Origin of the sequence: Allobosea sp. LC85 (assembly GCF_000735605.1) — a bacterium.
Lineage (GTDB): Bacteria > Pseudomonadota > Alphaproteobacteria > Rhizobiales > Beijerinckiaceae > Allobosea.
Map to the genome: position 1 here is coordinate 42,598 of NZ_JPKG01000011.1, position 15,875 is coordinate 58,472.

General features: G+C 64.8%; 16 protein-coding genes. 8 read left to right on the forward strand and 8 right to left on the reverse strand.

What is annotated here, in order from left to right; genetic code table 11:
* The first annotated feature begins 31 nt into the window (after positions 1-31).
* Both FG93_RS05560 and FG93_RS05565 read left to right on the forward strand, forming a co-directional pair.
* Entirely contained in the window at positions 32-721 is a 690-nt protein-coding gene (locus tag FG93_RS05560) for an alpha/beta fold hydrolase (RefSeq protein WP_043232791.1), read from the forward strand.
* A 151-nt stretch (positions 722-872) separates the two neighbouring features.
* Positions 873-1,124: a hypothetical protein gene (locus FG93_RS05565; protein ID WP_152579329.1), complete on the forward strand. Its 252-nt coding sequence runs from the start codon at positions 873-875 to the stop codon at positions 1,122-1,124.
* Positions 1,125-1,212: 88 nt separating this feature from the next.
* On the opposite strand, the gene FG93_RS05570 is transcribed toward FG93_RS05565, so the two are convergent.
* The 4 genes from FG93_RS05570 to FG93_RS05580 form a co-directional block, all read right to left on the reverse strand.
* Entirely contained in the window at positions 1,213-2,124 is a 912-nt protein-coding gene (locus FG93_RS05570) for an Abi family protein (RefSeq protein WP_043232795.1), read from the reverse strand.
* Positions 2,125-2,489: 365 nt separating this feature from the next.
* On the reverse strand, positions 2,490-2,663 hold the full coding sequence (locus tag FG93_RS33270) for a restriction endonuclease (protein ID WP_200878075.1): 174 nt from the start codon (positions 2,661-2,663) through the stop codon (positions 2,490-2,492).
* Positions 2,660-2,932: a hypothetical protein gene (locus FG93_RS33275; protein WP_043232798.1), complete on the reverse strand. Its 273-nt coding sequence runs from the start codon at positions 2,930-2,932 to the stop codon at positions 2,660-2,662. The genes FG93_RS33270 and FG93_RS33275 overlap by 4 nt, the downstream gene beginning before the upstream one ends.
* A 337-nt stretch (positions 2,933-3,269) precedes the next feature.
* Complete coding sequence (locus FG93_RS05580; protein WP_043232800.1) at positions 3,270-6,122, reverse strand: autotransporter domain-containing protein; 2,853 nt, start codon at positions 6,120-6,122, stop codon at positions 3,270-3,272.
* 425 nt (positions 6,123-6,547) lie between these two features.
* Here FG93_RS05580 and FG93_RS05585 point away from each other — a divergent pair, with 425 nt between their 5' ends.
* The 5 genes from FG93_RS05585 (at position 6,548) to FG93_RS05605 (ending at position 9,434) form a co-directional block, all read left to right on the forward strand.
* A complete protein-coding gene (locus tag FG93_RS05585) occupies positions 6,548-6,886 on the forward strand; it encodes a hypothetical protein (RefSeq protein ID WP_043232801.1) in 339 nt (112 codons plus the stop codon).
* An 85-nt stretch (positions 6,887-6,971) separates the two neighbouring features.
* The gene (locus FG93_RS05590; protein WP_043232804.1) at positions 6,972-7,922 is read left to right on the forward strand and encodes an IS481 family transposase; all 951 of its coding nucleotides are present in this window, start codon (positions 6,972-6,974) and stop codon (positions 7,920-7,922) included.
* Positions 7,923-8,404: 482 nt separating this feature from the next.
* Positions 8,405-8,680 carry a type II toxin-antitoxin system Phd/YefM family antitoxin gene (locus tag FG93_RS05595; protein WP_043232806.1) on the forward strand — a complete coding sequence of 92 codons (276 nt, stop codon included), beginning with the start codon at positions 8,405-8,407 and terminating at the stop codon, positions 8,678-8,680.
* Positions 8,680-9,015 (forward strand): type II toxin-antitoxin system RelE/ParE family toxin, encoded by a 336-nt coding sequence (locus FG93_RS05600; RefSeq protein WP_043232809.1) that lies wholly within the window; start codon positions 8,680-8,682, stop codon positions 9,013-9,015. Before FG93_RS05595 ends, FG93_RS05600 begins: the two co-directional genes overlap by 1 nt.
* A 212-nt stretch (positions 9,016-9,227) precedes the next feature.
* Positions 9,228-9,434, forward strand: a complete 207-nt coding sequence (locus FG93_RS05605; protein WP_244448503.1) for a DUF982 domain-containing protein — start codon at positions 9,228-9,230, stop codon at positions 9,432-9,434.
* 211 nt (positions 9,435-9,645) lie between these two features.
* Here FG93_RS05605 and FG93_RS05610 read toward each other — a convergent pair whose 3' ends face one another.
* Together FG93_RS05610 and FG93_RS31060 are read right to left on the reverse strand one after the other, a co-directional pair.
* Positions 9,646-10,821 carry a glycosyltransferase family 4 protein gene (locus tag FG93_RS05610; RefSeq protein ID WP_081881327.1) on the reverse strand — a complete coding sequence of 392 codons (1,176 nt, stop codon included), beginning with the start codon at positions 10,819-10,821 and terminating at the stop codon, positions 9,646-9,648.
* Positions 10,822-10,855: 34 nt separating this feature from the next.
* Positions 10,856-11,731 carry a methyltransferase domain-containing protein gene (locus tag FG93_RS31060; protein WP_052513409.1) on the reverse strand — a complete coding sequence of 292 codons (876 nt, stop codon included), beginning with the start codon at positions 11,729-11,731 and terminating at the stop codon, positions 10,856-10,858.
* 596 nt (positions 11,732-12,327) lie between these two features.
* Between FG93_RS31060 and FG93_RS05620 the strand changes: the two genes are divergently transcribed.
* Positions 12,328-13,239: an EamA family transporter gene (locus FG93_RS05620; RefSeq protein ID WP_043232811.1), complete on the forward strand. Its 912-nt coding sequence runs from the start codon at positions 12,328-12,330 to the stop codon at positions 13,237-13,239.
* Positions 13,240-13,346: 107 nt separating this feature from the next.
* Here the strand turns inward: FG93_RS05620 and FG93_RS05625 are convergent, their stop codons facing one another.
* Both FG93_RS05625 and FG93_RS05630 read right to left on the reverse strand, forming a co-directional pair.
* Positions 13,347-13,793, reverse strand: a complete 447-nt coding sequence (locus FG93_RS05625; RefSeq protein ID WP_200878076.1) for a hypothetical protein — start codon at positions 13,791-13,793, stop codon at positions 13,347-13,349.
* A gap of 75 nt (positions 13,794-13,868) precedes the next feature.
* A complete protein-coding gene (locus FG93_RS05630) occupies positions 13,869-15,671 on the reverse strand; it encodes a glycoside hydrolase family 15 protein (RefSeq protein ID WP_043232815.1) in 1,803 nt (600 codons plus the stop codon).
* Between the last annotated feature and the right edge of the window lie 204 nt (positions 15,672-15,875).

A 15,875-nucleotide genomic window follows, 5' to 3' on the forward strand; every position in this document is an offset into this window, starting at 1 on the left:
CGCCGAGTTTCATAGAGTGGAGGACGACCCGTTGAACCTCGTCCTGCTTCCCGGCTTCATGCTGGGCGCCGAACTTTGGCGCGAGGTGGCGCCCGCGCTGGCCCGTCGCCACACGCTCTTCCATGGCGACCTCACCGGCCACGACACCATCGAAGGGATGGCCGAAGGCGTGCTTTCACAGGCCCCGGAACGCTTCGTGGCGATCGGCTTCTCGATGGGTGGATACGTCGCGCGGGAGATCGCCCGCAGGGCTCCGGACCGCGTTCAGGCGCTTGTGCTCGTCGCCACCTCGGGCCGAGCCGATACGCCCGACGAAGCCGAGCGCAAGGTTCGTTCGGTTGAAAGGGTCGCCTCGCACGGCTATGCCGGCCTGAGCCGAGCCTCGGTGATGCGCACGCTTCACCATTCGCGAAGCAGCGACGACCCGTTGGTCGACCGCGTGCGGGAGATGGCCAAGCGCCTGGGTGGCGACGTCTTCATGCGACAGGCAGCGCATCCACGGAGCAGCGACCTCGATCGGCTCGGGGAGATCGCGTGTCCGACCTTGATCGTCGCATCCGCTGATGACCGGGTCCGCAGCGTCGAGGAAGCAGAGCAGTTGCGAGCGGGGATACCCGATGCGGAACTCGTCGTCATCGAAGGCGCCGGACATATGGTGCCGCTGGAAGCCCCTGACCAGCTCGTCCGCATTGTCGAGTCATGGCTCGATGGAATGATCTGATGTGAGCGCCCCCGCGGCCGTTGCACTCGCACGACTGCGACCCGTCAGCCGCGCGCAAAGAACGGAGGTTGGATCATCGTCCAACAGCGAATGTCGGCTTTGCGCCCCAAAACGGCGCCTGGCGATCCCGATGCCGCGTTTGGCGCGGTCCTTGACGAACAGCACGTACCCGCTCTGCCGCACGCGAAAGAAGATCTGTGCCGACGAGGACGGCCGCCGCCCGGAGATCGGCGACGAGGTCCTGCTCGAGCTCTATTCCGACGGGGATGGCGAGCCCGGCCCCGTCCATGTCAAGACGCTGGTCTCGCGCGGCGCCAGGACGATCCTCGTCTCGCAAGTCACACCCGCCGAAGGAACTGCGCTTCGACGCCATGCGGGGGATGCTGCGCATCATCCCCTATGACCAGTTGTTCGGGGTTTAGGCCTGCCCCGATGTTGGACGGCCTGCTGGCCCGTCCAAGGGGTATCCGGTCACCGCCGGCGATGACACCTCACGCTGGCGGCAGTCGCCAAGCTGGCAAGACGCGCCAGTTGGCCGGGAAGCCCATCTCCGCCGGCGGTGCCAATGGGTATGCGTCCAGCAGTTCGATCAGATGCCTCCGCCACTCGCTGCCGGGCGCAATGACCTGCAGCATGTATCCAACCGTCGCGAGCGTGTTGTAGAGCTTGCGCGTCGTCTGCGGGTTCATTGCCAGTTTGAGCGACCCTGGCGAATTCGGGACCATCATCGTGACCGTGAACTGCTTGTTCCAGAGGCGGCCATGGTGCGCGCAGATGTTGCGCACGACAGTGAGATGGTGCGCGATGGAAAGCAGCACCTTTTCGTCCAATCCGTAGGTCTTGGCGATAGCTTGGCGGTCAGCACGTGCGCCCAGATTACCGATCCATTTCGAAAGCCGCCCCAGCGACATGACTTCAGCGGCCATCCAGATGGGTGGCAGCTGCGGATCAGAGTATTTTCGGCCGTAGTGGATAATGAAGGTATCTCGTGATCTGCCGATTTCCTCGATCAGGCTCGCGAGAGCCGTCGCGTAGTTGGCGGGATCGCCATAGATCTGCGGATTGATGTAGCCGTGAGGCCCATAGGTGACCGCCAGATGGTGCGCCCAGCCGCCGCGCAGCGAGACTTCGATTCGCTCAACCGCGTCCATGACGAGCAAGCGCAGATGCCGGTCGAACATGTAGAGCTGCAGCGCATCTTCGAAGGATGTTCCCTTGCGGAACGTGTGGTCGCCGTCGGCCGCAGCTGGCTGCTCAAAAGGCAGCCAGTAGGCTCGCAACCGATAGTAGCTGATATGGCGCAGGAAGTGCTCGGCGCGCGCCGGGTCTGGCACCGCCATGCCTCGCCGCACGAGCAACACAATCTGATCGGAAATCGAAAGTGAGGGCTTGGTAAACTTCATCCGCGACTGCGCAACTGGCAGGGCCCAAAAACAAGAAACCCGCCGGGGTGCGCAGTGCGAAGCCCGAAGGCTTCGTCCGAGGCGTGGCGGGTCTTGTTATTGCTAGAGATGGCCCAGGCCCCCTGAGAAAGCAACCACATCCGCAGAAAAATATGCGTCGGCGAATGCCGCAATCAGGCATTGCGCCTGCACCACCGTCAAGGCGAAGCATGCTCGGACGGCCTGCCCAAAAAGCAGAAGAGCTGACGTTGCCCCCAAGTCTTATCCAGCCGTGAGTTCGTTTCCGGCGTCCTGGATGCCCTTTCCGGCCGGCGCAGCGACCAGATCGTCAGACGGCTCCTGACCTGCGATGCCCGAGGCCGCTTTCAATTCTGCTCCGGGAAAACGATTCGCGCCTGCGTTCCAATCGCTTGCAGCAGAACGCGCAACCCGCGGCCATCGATCAGTTCAATCGGCTTATCCGTGGTGAAGGTGACGGCGTCGGGTCCATAGTCGCTGGTGGTGACGAGAATGCCCTTGTTCGCGACTTCGTTCATCATCGAGCCGAAGAGATCGCTTGGCCTGAATGATGACCTTGCCAGCCAATCCCGGTCGCGTGTCGAAGGCGACGCAGTCGACCCCCACCATCCCCGGCCGAACGCGTGAGCTTGCTCTCCAAGCCCATCTGACCAAACAGGTTGGCGATGAGATTCTCGAACGCGAAGGGGTTGAGATCCATCAGGTTGGGCGCCTCAGTGAGCCCGGACATCAGATTCGTCTGGTCGACAAAACTGGCGTCAGCCATCTTGAACGCGATGATGGGTTTCACCGGCTGAGCGTCTTCGGGGCTGGGCGACACCCGCGCGCGCAGGCCTCTTCAGGCAGGCCTCCTTGTCGACCCGCACGTCCCGAGGCTCGAGCAGCCTGACCGCTGCGAGCCGTAGTTCCGGCTTTCCCGTGACGTCTTTTTACCCGGCGTCGCACTCGCGGTGCCCGACCGGTTGCGGACGTCGCGACGACATCCGGCCCTCTGGCCGCGGCGATCGATCAAGGCACTGGCGTCCATGCCGACGAGAACGGCGAGCCTGGCCCGGTCTCTGTCACGACGCTGGTCGCGCGCTGGGCCATGCCGCATCGCAACTGCCGCTCCCGCACGGCCTTGCCCTCTACCAGGTCACGCGCAGCCCGGCCGTCGCGGCGTGGGCGGTGACGTCGCCGTTCAGGCTGGCGTCGTAATCGGCGAACAGGGTCAGCCTGCGGCCGATCTGGAGCGAGAGGCCGGCGCCGATGACCGCGCTGTCGCGCGCGACCCGGGCGCCCCGCACCGGGAAGCTGGCGGCCGGGGCGCCGATGAAGGACGCGTTCAGCACCATCACGTCGTCGAGGAATTCATGCTGCCAGCGCCCGCGCGCCTCGAGCGCGAGGCGGCTCGTGCCGATGTCGAAGCTCGTCGCCAGACGCAGGCCAAGGCTGCCGAGCAGGCTTTGCGCCGATTGCGATGGGGTCCTCAGGCCGATGCTGCCGGCACCGGTCTCGCTGACGCCGTCCTGGCGCAGAAAGGTGTAGCGCAGCCCGGCCAGCGGCTCGACCTTCGACCAGCCGAGATCGACGCCGTAGCCGGCCTCCAGCGCGCCGCTGAAGCGGTCGCCATCGTATTCGGCGCGGGCCCGGCGCGACAGGGCACCGAAGGCGATGCTGCGCTGGCTGTCGAAGCCGAGGCGGGCATAGCCCAGGATGCCGTCGAGCCGCAGCGGGCCGCTGGCATGGCTGCCATAGAGCGCGCCCTCATAGGCCTTGACGCTGCCATTGCCGGCAAAATTGCGGAAATCGGCATCCATGCTGGAATAGCCGACGCTGACGCCGGCCAGGAACGAGGGCGTGAACTGCCGGTCGACGCCGCCGATCGCGCCGCCGCCCCGATAGGCGCCGCCGCCCGCATTGACGTCGCCGCCCAGCCTGCCGAACAGGCCGTAGCCACGCAGCCAGGCGCTGCTCTCGGGCGCCGCCCGGGCGGCCGGGAGCTGCCTCAGCATCGCCGCCAGCGGGTCGTTCGTCGCGCCCGGCGCATAGGCCAGCGCCGGGCTCCATCCGCCGCTGGGCTCGGCCGGGCCGGCGCGCCGCGCGGCAAGGCGCCGCTCGATCATTCCTGCGAAGGGCGAGAAGCCGCCGAGCGCCAGCGTGCCGAGATTGGCCTGCGTCTCGCCAGACAGCGCGGCGAGCGCCCGCTGCGCGCCGGCGCGCGTGCCGGCCGACTGCAGCAGCGCCGCCACCGCGCGCAGGTCGCGATCCCCGCCGGCGACGCCGCGCTCCAGGCCGCTGCCAGCCGCGCACTGGTTGGCGGAGGCGCAGACCTGCGGGCTGTCGAACGGCAGCGTGCGGATGTCGAGATAGGCGACGCGGGGCTGATAGCGCAGGCTCGCCCGAATGAAGGCGGCCGTGCCGTCGCCGGCCGGCCCCTCGACACCATCGAAGCGGCCGCTGATGCCTTCGCCGGCGCTGAGCACCGGCATGCTGAGCAGGCGCGGCAGAAGCGTGTTCCCGCCGGCGAAGGCGACGCGGCCGGCAAGGCTCGCCGTGCCGGTGACGGCGAGGTGGTTGAGGCCTCCCGTGCCGTCGATCTGCTGGACCAGCACGCCCTCGGGGCGCTGCACATAGTTGCCGTTGATCGTGAGCACGCCGACGCCATATCCGTCGCCGGCCCAGACGGTGCCGGCATTGTCGACCGCGCCGTTGATCACGCCGGAGCCGGCCAGGACACCGAGCCCGCTGACCGTGGTGGCTGAGGCGATGCTGCCCATCACGGAGAGGAAGCCGCCCTCGACGCGCGTCGCCCCGGCATAGGCGCTGTGCCCGGTCAGGACGAGTTCGCCGCCGCCGCGCTTGACCAGGCCGCCCGCGCCGACGATGTCGTTCTCGAAGAAAGCGACGCCCCCCGGCTGCTCGACGACGAAATCGCCCCAGTCGAATCGGCCGGGACCGAGCACCGCCTTGCCGACATCGAGCAACCCGTAGCCGAATTTTTCGTCCACCCCCGGATCACCGATGTCGCGCGCCGTGCCGAGCAGCGTCTGGCGCACCTGATCGGCCGTGAAGAACGGAAACATCTGCCACACCAGCGCGGCTGCGCCGGCGACATGCGGCGCTGCGACCGAGGTGCCGTAAACCTTGGAGTAGCCGCCGCTGTTGTTGGCCACGACGATGGGATCATCGGGAAATTCGGTGCCGAACCAGTCGCCCCCGCCGGGCGCCGTCAGGCACCAGTTCTTCGCCACGCCGCAGCGGTTGGTATACCAGGGCTCGTAGCCGGCCGCATAGCCCGCCACGGCCAGCCAGCCGCGCTCCAGCTCCGGGAAGATATGAGGCAGTCCAGCCTGGGCACTCGGCTGGTCGAGACCCTGGTTCGCCGTGCCCCAGATGCTGAGAACCCCTGCAGCGACTGCGCGCCGAAAGGTGGGGATGTCTGACGCATATTCCGCCAGAATGCTGTCCCGCGTGAATGCCGTAATCGGGCGGTCATCGCCGTAGCTGTTATTGATGATACGGACGCCGCGCGCCTGCAGATCGGCATAGGCTCGCGTCGTGAGATCCGTTTCGACCCATCCCAACTCGATTTCGGCTCCGGCCACGACGAGCGTGGCGCCGGGGGCGACCCCGTGCATGCCGGTGCCGTCACGGTTGGCGGCGATGACTGATGAAACCATCGTGCCGTGCCCGCTGCGATCGATCGCCTGCGCCGTTCCGGTGGGGTAGTCGTAGCCTCCGCCATAGCGACCGATGAACTCGGAATGGCCGGCGAAGATGCCGGTATCGATGACCCCGACCAGGACACCGGTGCCATCGACGCCTCGGGCATAGGCCTTCGCGGCATTGATGGTGTCGAGGCCCCATTGCGCCAGATATTCCGGCGTCCGCCACGTGTTCGGATCGGTCAGGAGACCCGTCGACTGGGCAGCGGCTGCGCTGGTCAGGGCCGTCGTCAGCAACAGGGCGGCGATGGCGGGCTTGGCTCGAAAAGACAAAAGCCACCTCGGGCGGGAGCAAAAGGCCTCCGCACGGAGGCTCATGCCTGCAATTTCAAGGTTCCGCCCGCGGCGCTCAATACGGCAGATGCCGTATTTCGTCCCGCTGATCCTCTGTTTCTCGCTCAGGCGCCAGGCACCACTCCTCAGGGCGGCGGGTGAAACAGATCCTGCGGATTATTCCGTATGACGAGTTGTTGGGGTTTAGGGCTGAGGGCTGCGCACACCAGGCGGCTGAGCAGGACACCCAAGGGTGAAGGTTCGGCAGGCTCACGATCATGGCCGTGGAATATTGGGTCGGATTGTCCGCGCTTGGCCCCAGCTCTCGTAGATCGCCTTAAAGTTGTGCTTACTCAATTTCTTAGCGCGCCCGAAAGGCGGGATTTGGTAGCACGCCCTACTGAAACCGCGAGAAAGTACGTAGCATGCACCGCGCTTGGGCGATTTCCGTTGTCGCGCTCAGTTCCTTCACGGCTACGCCGCAGGCCCAAGCCCAGGCCCAGGCCCAAGCGCAGCGCGACATCGCGCTGGATTTGATCGGCGGCGCTCTCGGTGGGGGCCTTGCCGGTGTCGCTGGCGTCTTGACGCGTGTCGCCATCGACGAAGCGATGCGGCGTCCGAGCTACCGCACTCCGCTGCAAGGGCGTGTCTCGGGCCCGCCGACCTACTCCTATTCCTTCCCAACCGAAGGCCGCTCCGGCGTTCTCTATAACAAGCCGTGTTCCAGTTTCGGTCCAAACTCCGGACAGTTGCTACCTTGCTAGATGTGAGCTCTCAATAGGTTGTCCATCCGGTCCCGAGCGAGGAAGCTGAGGTTGCGACACTTCAGAGCCCTCTGGGAGGAACCGGATGAACATCCACAAGAATGCCCGGCTGACGCCGCTGGGTCGAGAGCGGATCGTCGGGATGGCGGCCGATGGGCGCAGGCCTGGCGAGATCGCGGTCTGCGTCGGCGTCAGCCTGAAGACCGTCCGTAAATGGATGGCGCGCTTCGCCGCCGGGGGCCTGGCGGGTCTGGCCGACCGCTCGTCGCGTCCGCGCCGGCTGCATCGTCCGACGCCCGAAGGCCAGGTTGAGCAGACCATCGCGCTGCGCCGCCAGCGGCTGAGCGGCAAGGCGATCGCCAAGCAGGTTGGCGTCTCGCCAGCCACGGTGAGCCGGATCCTGCGGCGGGCGCGGCTGAGCCGGATGCGTGACCTCGATCCGGCCGAGCCGGTGCGCCGCTACGAGCGCGCTCATCCTGGCGAGCTGATCCATCTCGACATCAAGAAGCTCAATCGGTTCAGCGAGCCGGGGCATCGCGTCACCGGGGATCGCGGCGGCGGTCGCAGCGTCGGGGCTGGCTGGGAGTTCGCCCATGTCTGCATCGACGATGCCTCCCGGCTGGCCTTCGTCGAGATGAAGCCGGATGAGAAGGCGATCAGCGCGGTCGCCTTCCTGCGCGCCGCCGTCGCCTATTACGAACACCTCGGCGTCACCGTCGCCCGCGTCATGACCGACAACGGCTCCTGCTACAAAGCCCACGCCTTCCGCGACGCCTGTCGCGATCTCGGCCTGCGCCACATCAGGACACGGCCCTACACGCCCAAGACCAACGGCAAGGCCGAACGCTTCATCCAGACCGCGCTGCGCGAATGGGCTTATGCGAGGCCCTACGACCACTCAGAGCGGCGAACGGAGGAGCTGCCGCGCTGGCTCCATCACTACAACTGGCATCGACCCCATGCCGGAATCCAGGCAAAGACACCCATCAGCAGACTCGCTCTCGACGAGAACAACCTGTTGAGGCTCCACAGCTAGATCGCAACCGACAGTCCGGTCATTCCCGACCTCGGCGATGATATCCGTTATACCGCGCAGCCCCCACCGCCGGGCGCAAGCGCGCTTTCGCGATCACCTGATCAGCAACCTCCCCTCTATCGCGCGGGAAAGAAGATCTATTCCGACGAGGACGGCCGCCGCCCGGAGATCGGCGACGAGATCCTGCTCGCGCTCTCTTCCGCTGGGGATGGCGGGCCCGGCCCGGTCTCTCTCAAGACGCTGGTCTCGCGCGGCACAAAGACGATCGTGGTCTCGCAAGTGTCGCCAGTTCCAGGGCGGAAGCTCGTCGAGACGGTTTCGGGCGAGGACGTCGGCGAGCCAGGCTGCGCTGGTCGGCAGCCGCGCCGCTCCTGGCGCCGCAGCTCATCCACACGGGACAGTCCTGGCTGCATCTTGCGCCGTCATTGCGGCGCACAGGCGTTCGGACTATATTTGGTCTGAATTTAGACCGCGAGGTAGCGATGCGATATTCGGCCCAGGTGAAGCCGATCAGCTATTTGAAGGCCAACGCAGCCGACATCCTCTTGAACCTCGCCGAGAGGCGGGAGCCCATGGTGATCACGCAGAATGGCGAGGCCAAGGCGGTGATCCAGGACGTCGCCTCTTTCGAGCAGACGCAAGAGACGCTCGCACTGTTAAAGCTGCTAGCCATCGGCAATCAGGATATCGACGCCGGCAAGACGAAGCCAGCTCGCTCTGTTGTCGAAAGGCTGCGCGCGAAAGCGGCTGATCGTTGATGACGGAAGAGCGCTTCGAGGTCGAATTGACGCAAGGCGCGGAAGATGACCTCGAAACCATCCACGTGTATCTGGCCGAACATCGTTCAGCCGAGGCGGCCGAATCGTTACTCGATGCATTCCTTGAGAAAATCCATACACTGGAGCGCTACCCGGACCGGGGCAGCATTCCCAAGGAACTTGAAACGCTCGGAATTCGGGAATTCCGGCAGGTTCTGCTCGATCCGTATCGCCTGATCTATCGCGTCATCGGGAGCAAGGTCTTCATCCTCGTCATCGCCGACGGCCGCCGTGACATGCAGGCGCTGCTTGAGCGCCGCCTCCTTGCTCGCTGATCTCGGGTCATGATCGGCAACTCTTCGAAGCGATGCGGGTAAAACAGATGCTGCGGATCATTCCGTATGATGAGCTGGTTTAGGCTGGGGATAGCGGGCCGCTCTCTTGGGCGGGATTACGCCTGGCTGCCGGGCTGCAGAGCCGCTCAGGGAGATTCGATCTTAGGGAGAAGCCATTGGCACGCATGTGGTTTCAACCGCCCGTCTCGGTCATGACCGACAAACCCGGGCTGAGCATCTCCATCAGTTCGGTCGAGCGTGCGGCCGAACAGCTTCTGACGTGGCAGGAGAGCGGGCCGAAATGGCGATTGGCCGTTGCTGCCTGCCTGGATGCGCTCGGCGGCAAGGGCACTCCGGATCAGGCCCGCGCGGCGTTCGTCGATGCAGCCAAGGAATGCGGGATGTGGCTGGGTGGGTAGGCCCTGCTCCTCCCGGAGATCGGGCTGAGGCGGGCGAAGCTGGGGCCACAGCCCGACCGTTTCTAGAGCCAGCTAAACATGCGGCCTTGTCGCGGGCGATCCGGGCTCGGCTGCCGGGCTGCGCAATGTCGAAGATGGGTGGAGGCCGTGTGGATAAGACCATTTGGCGGTGTTTGCTGAGGCTGCGCGCGGGGTTGAGGCTGTTATCGCCTCACATCCGTCGTCCTGCGGCCGTCTCCCTGCTGAAAAGAGGTTTGCCGACCGTCTCGATTGCGCCGGCAAGGAGCCGGGCGGAATCATGCCATGTGGGGAGCTGCGCCGCTGCCGCACATGCGTTCGCGGCGAGCCGCTGTCGTTCGGCACGATCACTGATCAGGCGGCGCAGGGCGTGGGCCAATGCGGCCACGTCATCAGGCGGCACCAGGAGGCCGGTCCCCGCCGGCACCGTGTCGGGGATTGCGCCTGCCATGGTCGACACCACCGGCAGCCCGTGCGCGATCGCTTCGGTGAGCACCATCCCATAGCTTTCGAAGCGCGACGCGAGCACGAACACGTCGGATGCCAGATACAGGTCGAGGATGCGCTCGGGCGGCACGGCGCCGAGCACGGCCACCCTGTCGGCGAGACCGTGGGCTGCGATATCGGCGTCGAGCCGGGCCGCGACGCCCGGGTTGCGCGTCCGGTCACCGGCAATCGTCAGCCGCCACGGCATGTCGGCAAGGGTGGCAACCGCCGCGATCAGCACATCGTAGCCTTTGCCTGGCGCCACCGTTCCGACCGAGAGAAGGCGCACAAGACCGTCATTGCTGCCCAGCGCCCGCGGAACCGGATCATTGCCTGGACGCACGACGGTGATGCGCCGAGACTGGACGCCGTAATCGGCGGCCACGATCCGCGCGCTGGCCTCGCTCGTGACGACGACGCGCGCGGCGGCCGCAAGCGCGGCGCGCTCGCTCCTGCGGAAGGCCTCCGCCTGCGCGCTGGCCAGACCAGGTTCCAGCGCGAGCGGCAGGTGCACCAGGGCGATGAGCGGCGTGCGCGACCGGAGTGCGCCGGCCTCGGGCAGCGCCCCGAACGCCAGCCCATCGATCACAACCGGATAGCCGCCCGGCACCCCGGACAGCCTCTCCAGCGCGGTCGCGCGCTGCGCGCTGCTCGGGTACGGAAAGCCGTCGCCGATGTCGAGCACATCCACCTGCCAGCCTGCCCGCCGAAGCTCCTGGATGATGCGCCGGTCATAGCGATACCCTCCCGTCGGCGTGGCGAGATCACCAGGCACGGCGAACACGACCCGCGCTTCGACGCCGGCGTCCCGAACCAGGCCCGGGCCACGGGAGACGCCCTTGCGGAAAGGCAGATCGCCGTAAGCTCCGACAGGCGTCGCCATCACGCCCCTCCTCTTCTTGCCAGGCGGGTTTCGGTTAAGCGGGTTTCGGTTGCGTGGGTTTCGCCTGCTTCCAGGCGCAGAGTGCGAGGCCGCCGCGAAGAGCATCTGACCGAGCCAGCCGGCCGACCGCATCAAGGACAGCGAGCAGGTTTGCGACGAGCGCGGGCACGTCGCCCCTAGGAATGAACGTCCAGGGCGCAGACTGGATGTGGCGAAACCCAGCCTGATCGAGCAGAGCGGAAAATTCGGCGCGATTCAGCATCCGGTCGCTGGAAAGATGCCTGGTGGACCATCCCAGCAGCGGCGCGATGGTCCGATACCAGACGTAATCGGCATCCGGTGCCAGGCAGAAAAAGCGGCCGCCGGGCTTCAGCACCCTGTGGATGCTCGCCAGCACGGCTCGCTTGTCCAGCATGTGTTCGAAAGCGCCGATGCAGATCGCCAGATCGATGGATTGGTCCGCGATGTCTGTCAGTTCCTCGGCATTGCCCGTCTCGAAATTCAGATTGGCCCTCCCTGGCGCGCTCCGGAGACGAGCGCGCGCCAATTCGATCATGCCCGGCGAGACGTCGATGCCGATGCCGCGCTCAATTTCAGGTGCAAGGGCGAGGAGGTGATGGCCCGTGCCGCACCCGAGGTCGAGGACGACATCGCTCGGCCGGGGCCGGGCCAGGCTCCGCACAAGCGCGAGCCGGTAGGCGAGCAGCCGCTGCGGGTGACCGTGCTGCTCGGCAGATCCCGTCGCGGCGCATCGATCAAAGAACGCCTGGAGGTCCGTGCTGTCGGCGACGGGAGTGGTCGCGACGCCGCGAAAGCTTGACCACGGCGCGCGTCGTTGCGTGCCCGGCGCCCGCCCCCGCGAAAAGGTCTCGAGATCGGCCGCCGCTCGACGACGCACGGAGCGGGGCATGACATCAGCGGGCGGCTTCGCAAACCTCACGGGATTCCCCCGTCTGTATCATCCGTAAAAACGGCTCTGACGCCAAACCAACCAACCCGATTTTTCCCGATAGGTTCCTCGAAAGCGGCTGCTGCAGTCCACACCAGGGAGCGCTTGCACTCATTCGCTCCAGAGGAACCCGCGCTCCAGCGAAACCCGCGCTCCAGCGGAACCCGGCGCCCATTCGATCGGGTCGCGTCATCCCGGCTGGATGCGCGGACATGCAAGGCCAGCGCCGCATCGTCCGGCAAGGCTGCAAGATCATCGAGCCGATGCTCTGTGCGTTCGGATCGTCTTTTTCCGAAAACCGCAATCCACTTTTCGGGCCGATGCTCTGTGCGTCGCATCGTCTTTTTCCGAAAACCGCAATCCACTTTTCGGGCCGATGCTTTGGCGCCAGGTTTAAGGGGGGGCACAGAAGCGTGTAGGATCGCTCGATCCGCGAAGAATCCAGCTTTCGCTCTGACGCGGTGGGATGCCCGCGAGGGGGCGGCAGTCGTCATCGGCCTCGGCTACGGTCTCCGCCTCGGCGGCAGGTGAGGACAGTTCCCGGCGGAGCGTCGACCATGAACTGGTTTTTCATCGCCCTGTGGGCTCCGTTCCTCCTCGCCTGCGCCAATCACAACGACAAGTTCCTGCTGTCGAGATATCTCAAGGAGAAAACGATCGGATCGATCGTCATATTCTCTTCGCTGTTCAGCGGGGTGGCGATCCCGATCCTGTTGTTCATTCAGCCCGACGTGTACGAGGTCAGCCTTGTCCAGGGATCAGCGCTTGTCGTCACCGGCATGCTGAGCGTCTTCTCCGCTGTTTGCTATCTCCACGCACTCGACATCGACGAGGCCTCTTTCGTCACACCGTTTTATCAGACGGTTCCGATCTTTGCTTACTGCCTCGGTTATTTCATCCTGGGTGAAACGATCACGCTTGCGCAAGGATGTGGTTCGCTCGTCATCATTGTCGGTGCGATTGCCTTGTCGTTGGAGTTTGGCCGGCGGGGAATACGGTTCAAGAAACATGTTGTCGCCTTGATGCTGGCGGCGTCATTCCTGAGCGCGATCAATGGCGTCATCTTCAAGCTGATCGCTGTCGACAGGGGTTTTTGGGTTGCGCTTTTCTGGGGTTTCGCCGGCCAGGTGATCGCCGGCTTGGCCCTTCTCATCTGCGTACCGCGTTACCGCAGAGATTTCATCGGCCTCTTCAAACAACAGAAGGTCGCCGCGCTTGGCCTTATCGCGGTGAGCCGGACGTTGTTCAGCGTCAGCGAAGCCGTCACGCTTTACGCGACGCTCCAGGCGCCGGTCGCGCTGGTTCTTGTCGTGAATTCGTTCCAGCCGCTTTTCGTCCTTGTCCTCGGGATCCTGCTGACAACGTTTCTTCCAGGGGTGAGCAAGGAATCGCTGGGCCGCATGAAGATGCTGCAAAAGGGCGTGGGCATGGGGCTGATGCTTGTCGGGGGTTACTTGATCAGCAGGTAAGCTCAGCAGGCAAGATCAGACGCCCCCCCTCCGGCATCTTGCCAATTGAAGCAGCCCATGGCGGGCGGTCTTCGTCGCCCCTGCTGTCGTCAAGCATGGGGGCACACTCAACCGATGATCATCGCGTTGTGCAATTGCGAGAAACCACCGAGCGTCGCACCGTACACGGTTTGGCCCAGCACCGTCACAACAGGCGTTTGATAGCCGTAATTCATGGCCAGGAAGCCCGGCGGCTCCAGCCGCCTTGTCGTCGTCACGCCATGATACTCCGAGGCCATGCGGGGATGCACGTAAGGCAGGAGCGGCAACGCCGCCGTCAGCAGGAACAGGCTGTGCAGGAATCCGGCGAATGCGCCAAACCACCATGTGTAGAGGCCGACGCTGGCAAACAGGACATAATACAGAAATGCGAAAAGCCAGCCGCCGATGACATAGAGCGTGAAGCCAAGAATAAAGGCCCACTTCCTGCTCCCGAGGAAGAAAGTCCCCACCAGGAATGGCAGGCTCATCCGGGACAGACCGAACCCGCGGCTTCCTTCCAGAATGGAGGTCATGGCGACCGTCGCGATCAGGCCCCAAAGGAGGAGAGAGTGGAGCGGGGCTGAATGATCACCGAACATCGGAGGCTCTCAGCTTTTCGCCGCTTTTTCGATGGCGATCGCAGCGTTGATCAGCCCGACATGGGTAAAGGCTTGCGGAAAGTTCCCGAGGGCCGCTCCGGTTTCCGGGTCGATCTCCTCGCCAAATAATCCAAGCTCGTTGCCGAAGGAGAGGACATGTTCGAAGAGGCGCCTTGCCGCCTCGACGTCGCCGCGGCAGGCCAGGTGGTGAGCCGCCCAGAAACTGCAGATACCGAAAGCGCCTTCGTCGCTGCCAGGCGCAGCAGATTCGCGTTCATAGCGGTAGAGCAGGCCATTTCGCCCGAGGCGGTCTGAAATGCGCTGATATGTCGAGAGAACCCGGGGATCGTCAGCAGGTCTGTAGCCGATGCACGGCATCAGCAACAGGCTGGCGTCCACGGTCGTGCCATCGAGCTCGCCGGTATAGCTGGCGATCTTCGGGTTGAAGCCCTGGCGCTCGATCACGTCGGCAATCAGGCCTCTTTCCCGCCCAAACCGATCCGCAAGGCCCCCCAGGCTGAGAACGGCTTTTTCATTGAGCCGCAGCAGGCGGTCGAGCGCGAGCCAGCACATCAGCTTCGAGAAGGTGTAATGCCTGCGCTTGTCGCGCTTCTCCCAGATGCCATGATCGGCATCGCGCCATGTCTTGCAGACGACTTTGCCGAACCCGGCGAGCATGCGGCATTCCACTGGCTCCAGTGTCCCGCCGCCGCCCACATAGGCGTCTGCTGCGAAAATGACCTCGCCATAGACGTCGAGCTGAACTTGCGAGTACGCGCCATTGCCGATGCGAACCGGCCTTGACCCGCGGTAGCCCGCGAAATGGTCGAGTTCGTCTTCCGGCAAGCGGGTGCGGCCATAAACATCGTAAACGACCTGCAGTTCGGGCCAGCTCAGTCGGGTTGCATGCAGCAGCCAGTCGAGAAACGAACGCGCTTCGGTCTGAAGCTCCAGCCCGACAAAGGCCTGCATCGTCAGCCCGGCGTCACGCAGCCAGCAATAGCGATAGTCCCAATTGCGCGCGCCGCCGATCGCCTCGGGCAGCGACGCAGTGGGAGCCGCAATGATTGCCCCCGATAGCGAAAAACTGAGAAGCTTGAGCGTGAGGGCGCTTCGCAGGACCGCTTCCTTGTACGGACCGTCGTAGCTGCAACGGCCGGCCCAGCCTTGCCACCAACTCACTGTCCGTGCGAGCCGCCCGTCGGCATCCTCTCCGAGCAGGGGCAGTACGTCCAGATCGCCCTTGACGTAACACAGGCTCAAACAGAGGCGCTCGCCGGCGCGAACGCGAACCGAGCCCTGGAGCGCATCCCCGGCTCGCTCGAGGCTGACATCAGCGTGAACCGTCAGGAGCTCGTTCGACCAGCTGTAGCTCCAGCCCAGCCTGCCACGGTTTCTGATCCACGGCCTCGTTCGTCCGTAGTTCGGCCGCGGTTCGATGCGGATTTCCAGATCGGTCTCGCCCGATACCCCCTCGACGATGCGCAGCATCTCACGCATCGGTTGGCACGTGTTCAGGCCATCGAGAACAGGAACAAGATCGATGAGGCGAATCGTGCCGTCCGCCGTTTCGAAAATCGTTTCGAGGACCGGCGTCCTTTCAAGATAGCGACGCGAGATCGCGGCCTCCTCGCGCGGTCCGACCAGGAAGCTGCCGCCCGTCCGATAATCGAGAATTCCGCCAAAGACGGATGGGTCGGAGAACCCCGGCAGGCATAGCCAGTCGATGGATCCCTCGCGCGAGATCAAGGCGGCTGTCCGGCAGTCACCAATGATTCCATAGTCCTCGATAGGAGGCTGCCAGGGCTGCACCGAACGTCCCTGCTTGTTTGTCGACCTGAGCTATGATCGCACTGCGCCGTTCATTACTTCTGTGGTTCGTGCACATCTCTGGTTCATGCACATCTCTGGTTCATGCACATCCGTGCTTCGTGCGCTTCTGTGCTTCGTGACAGCTACTCGCGCCCATCCCACTCCGTGCACGGCATCATGGCGACTGCGACGACGGAGACCGGG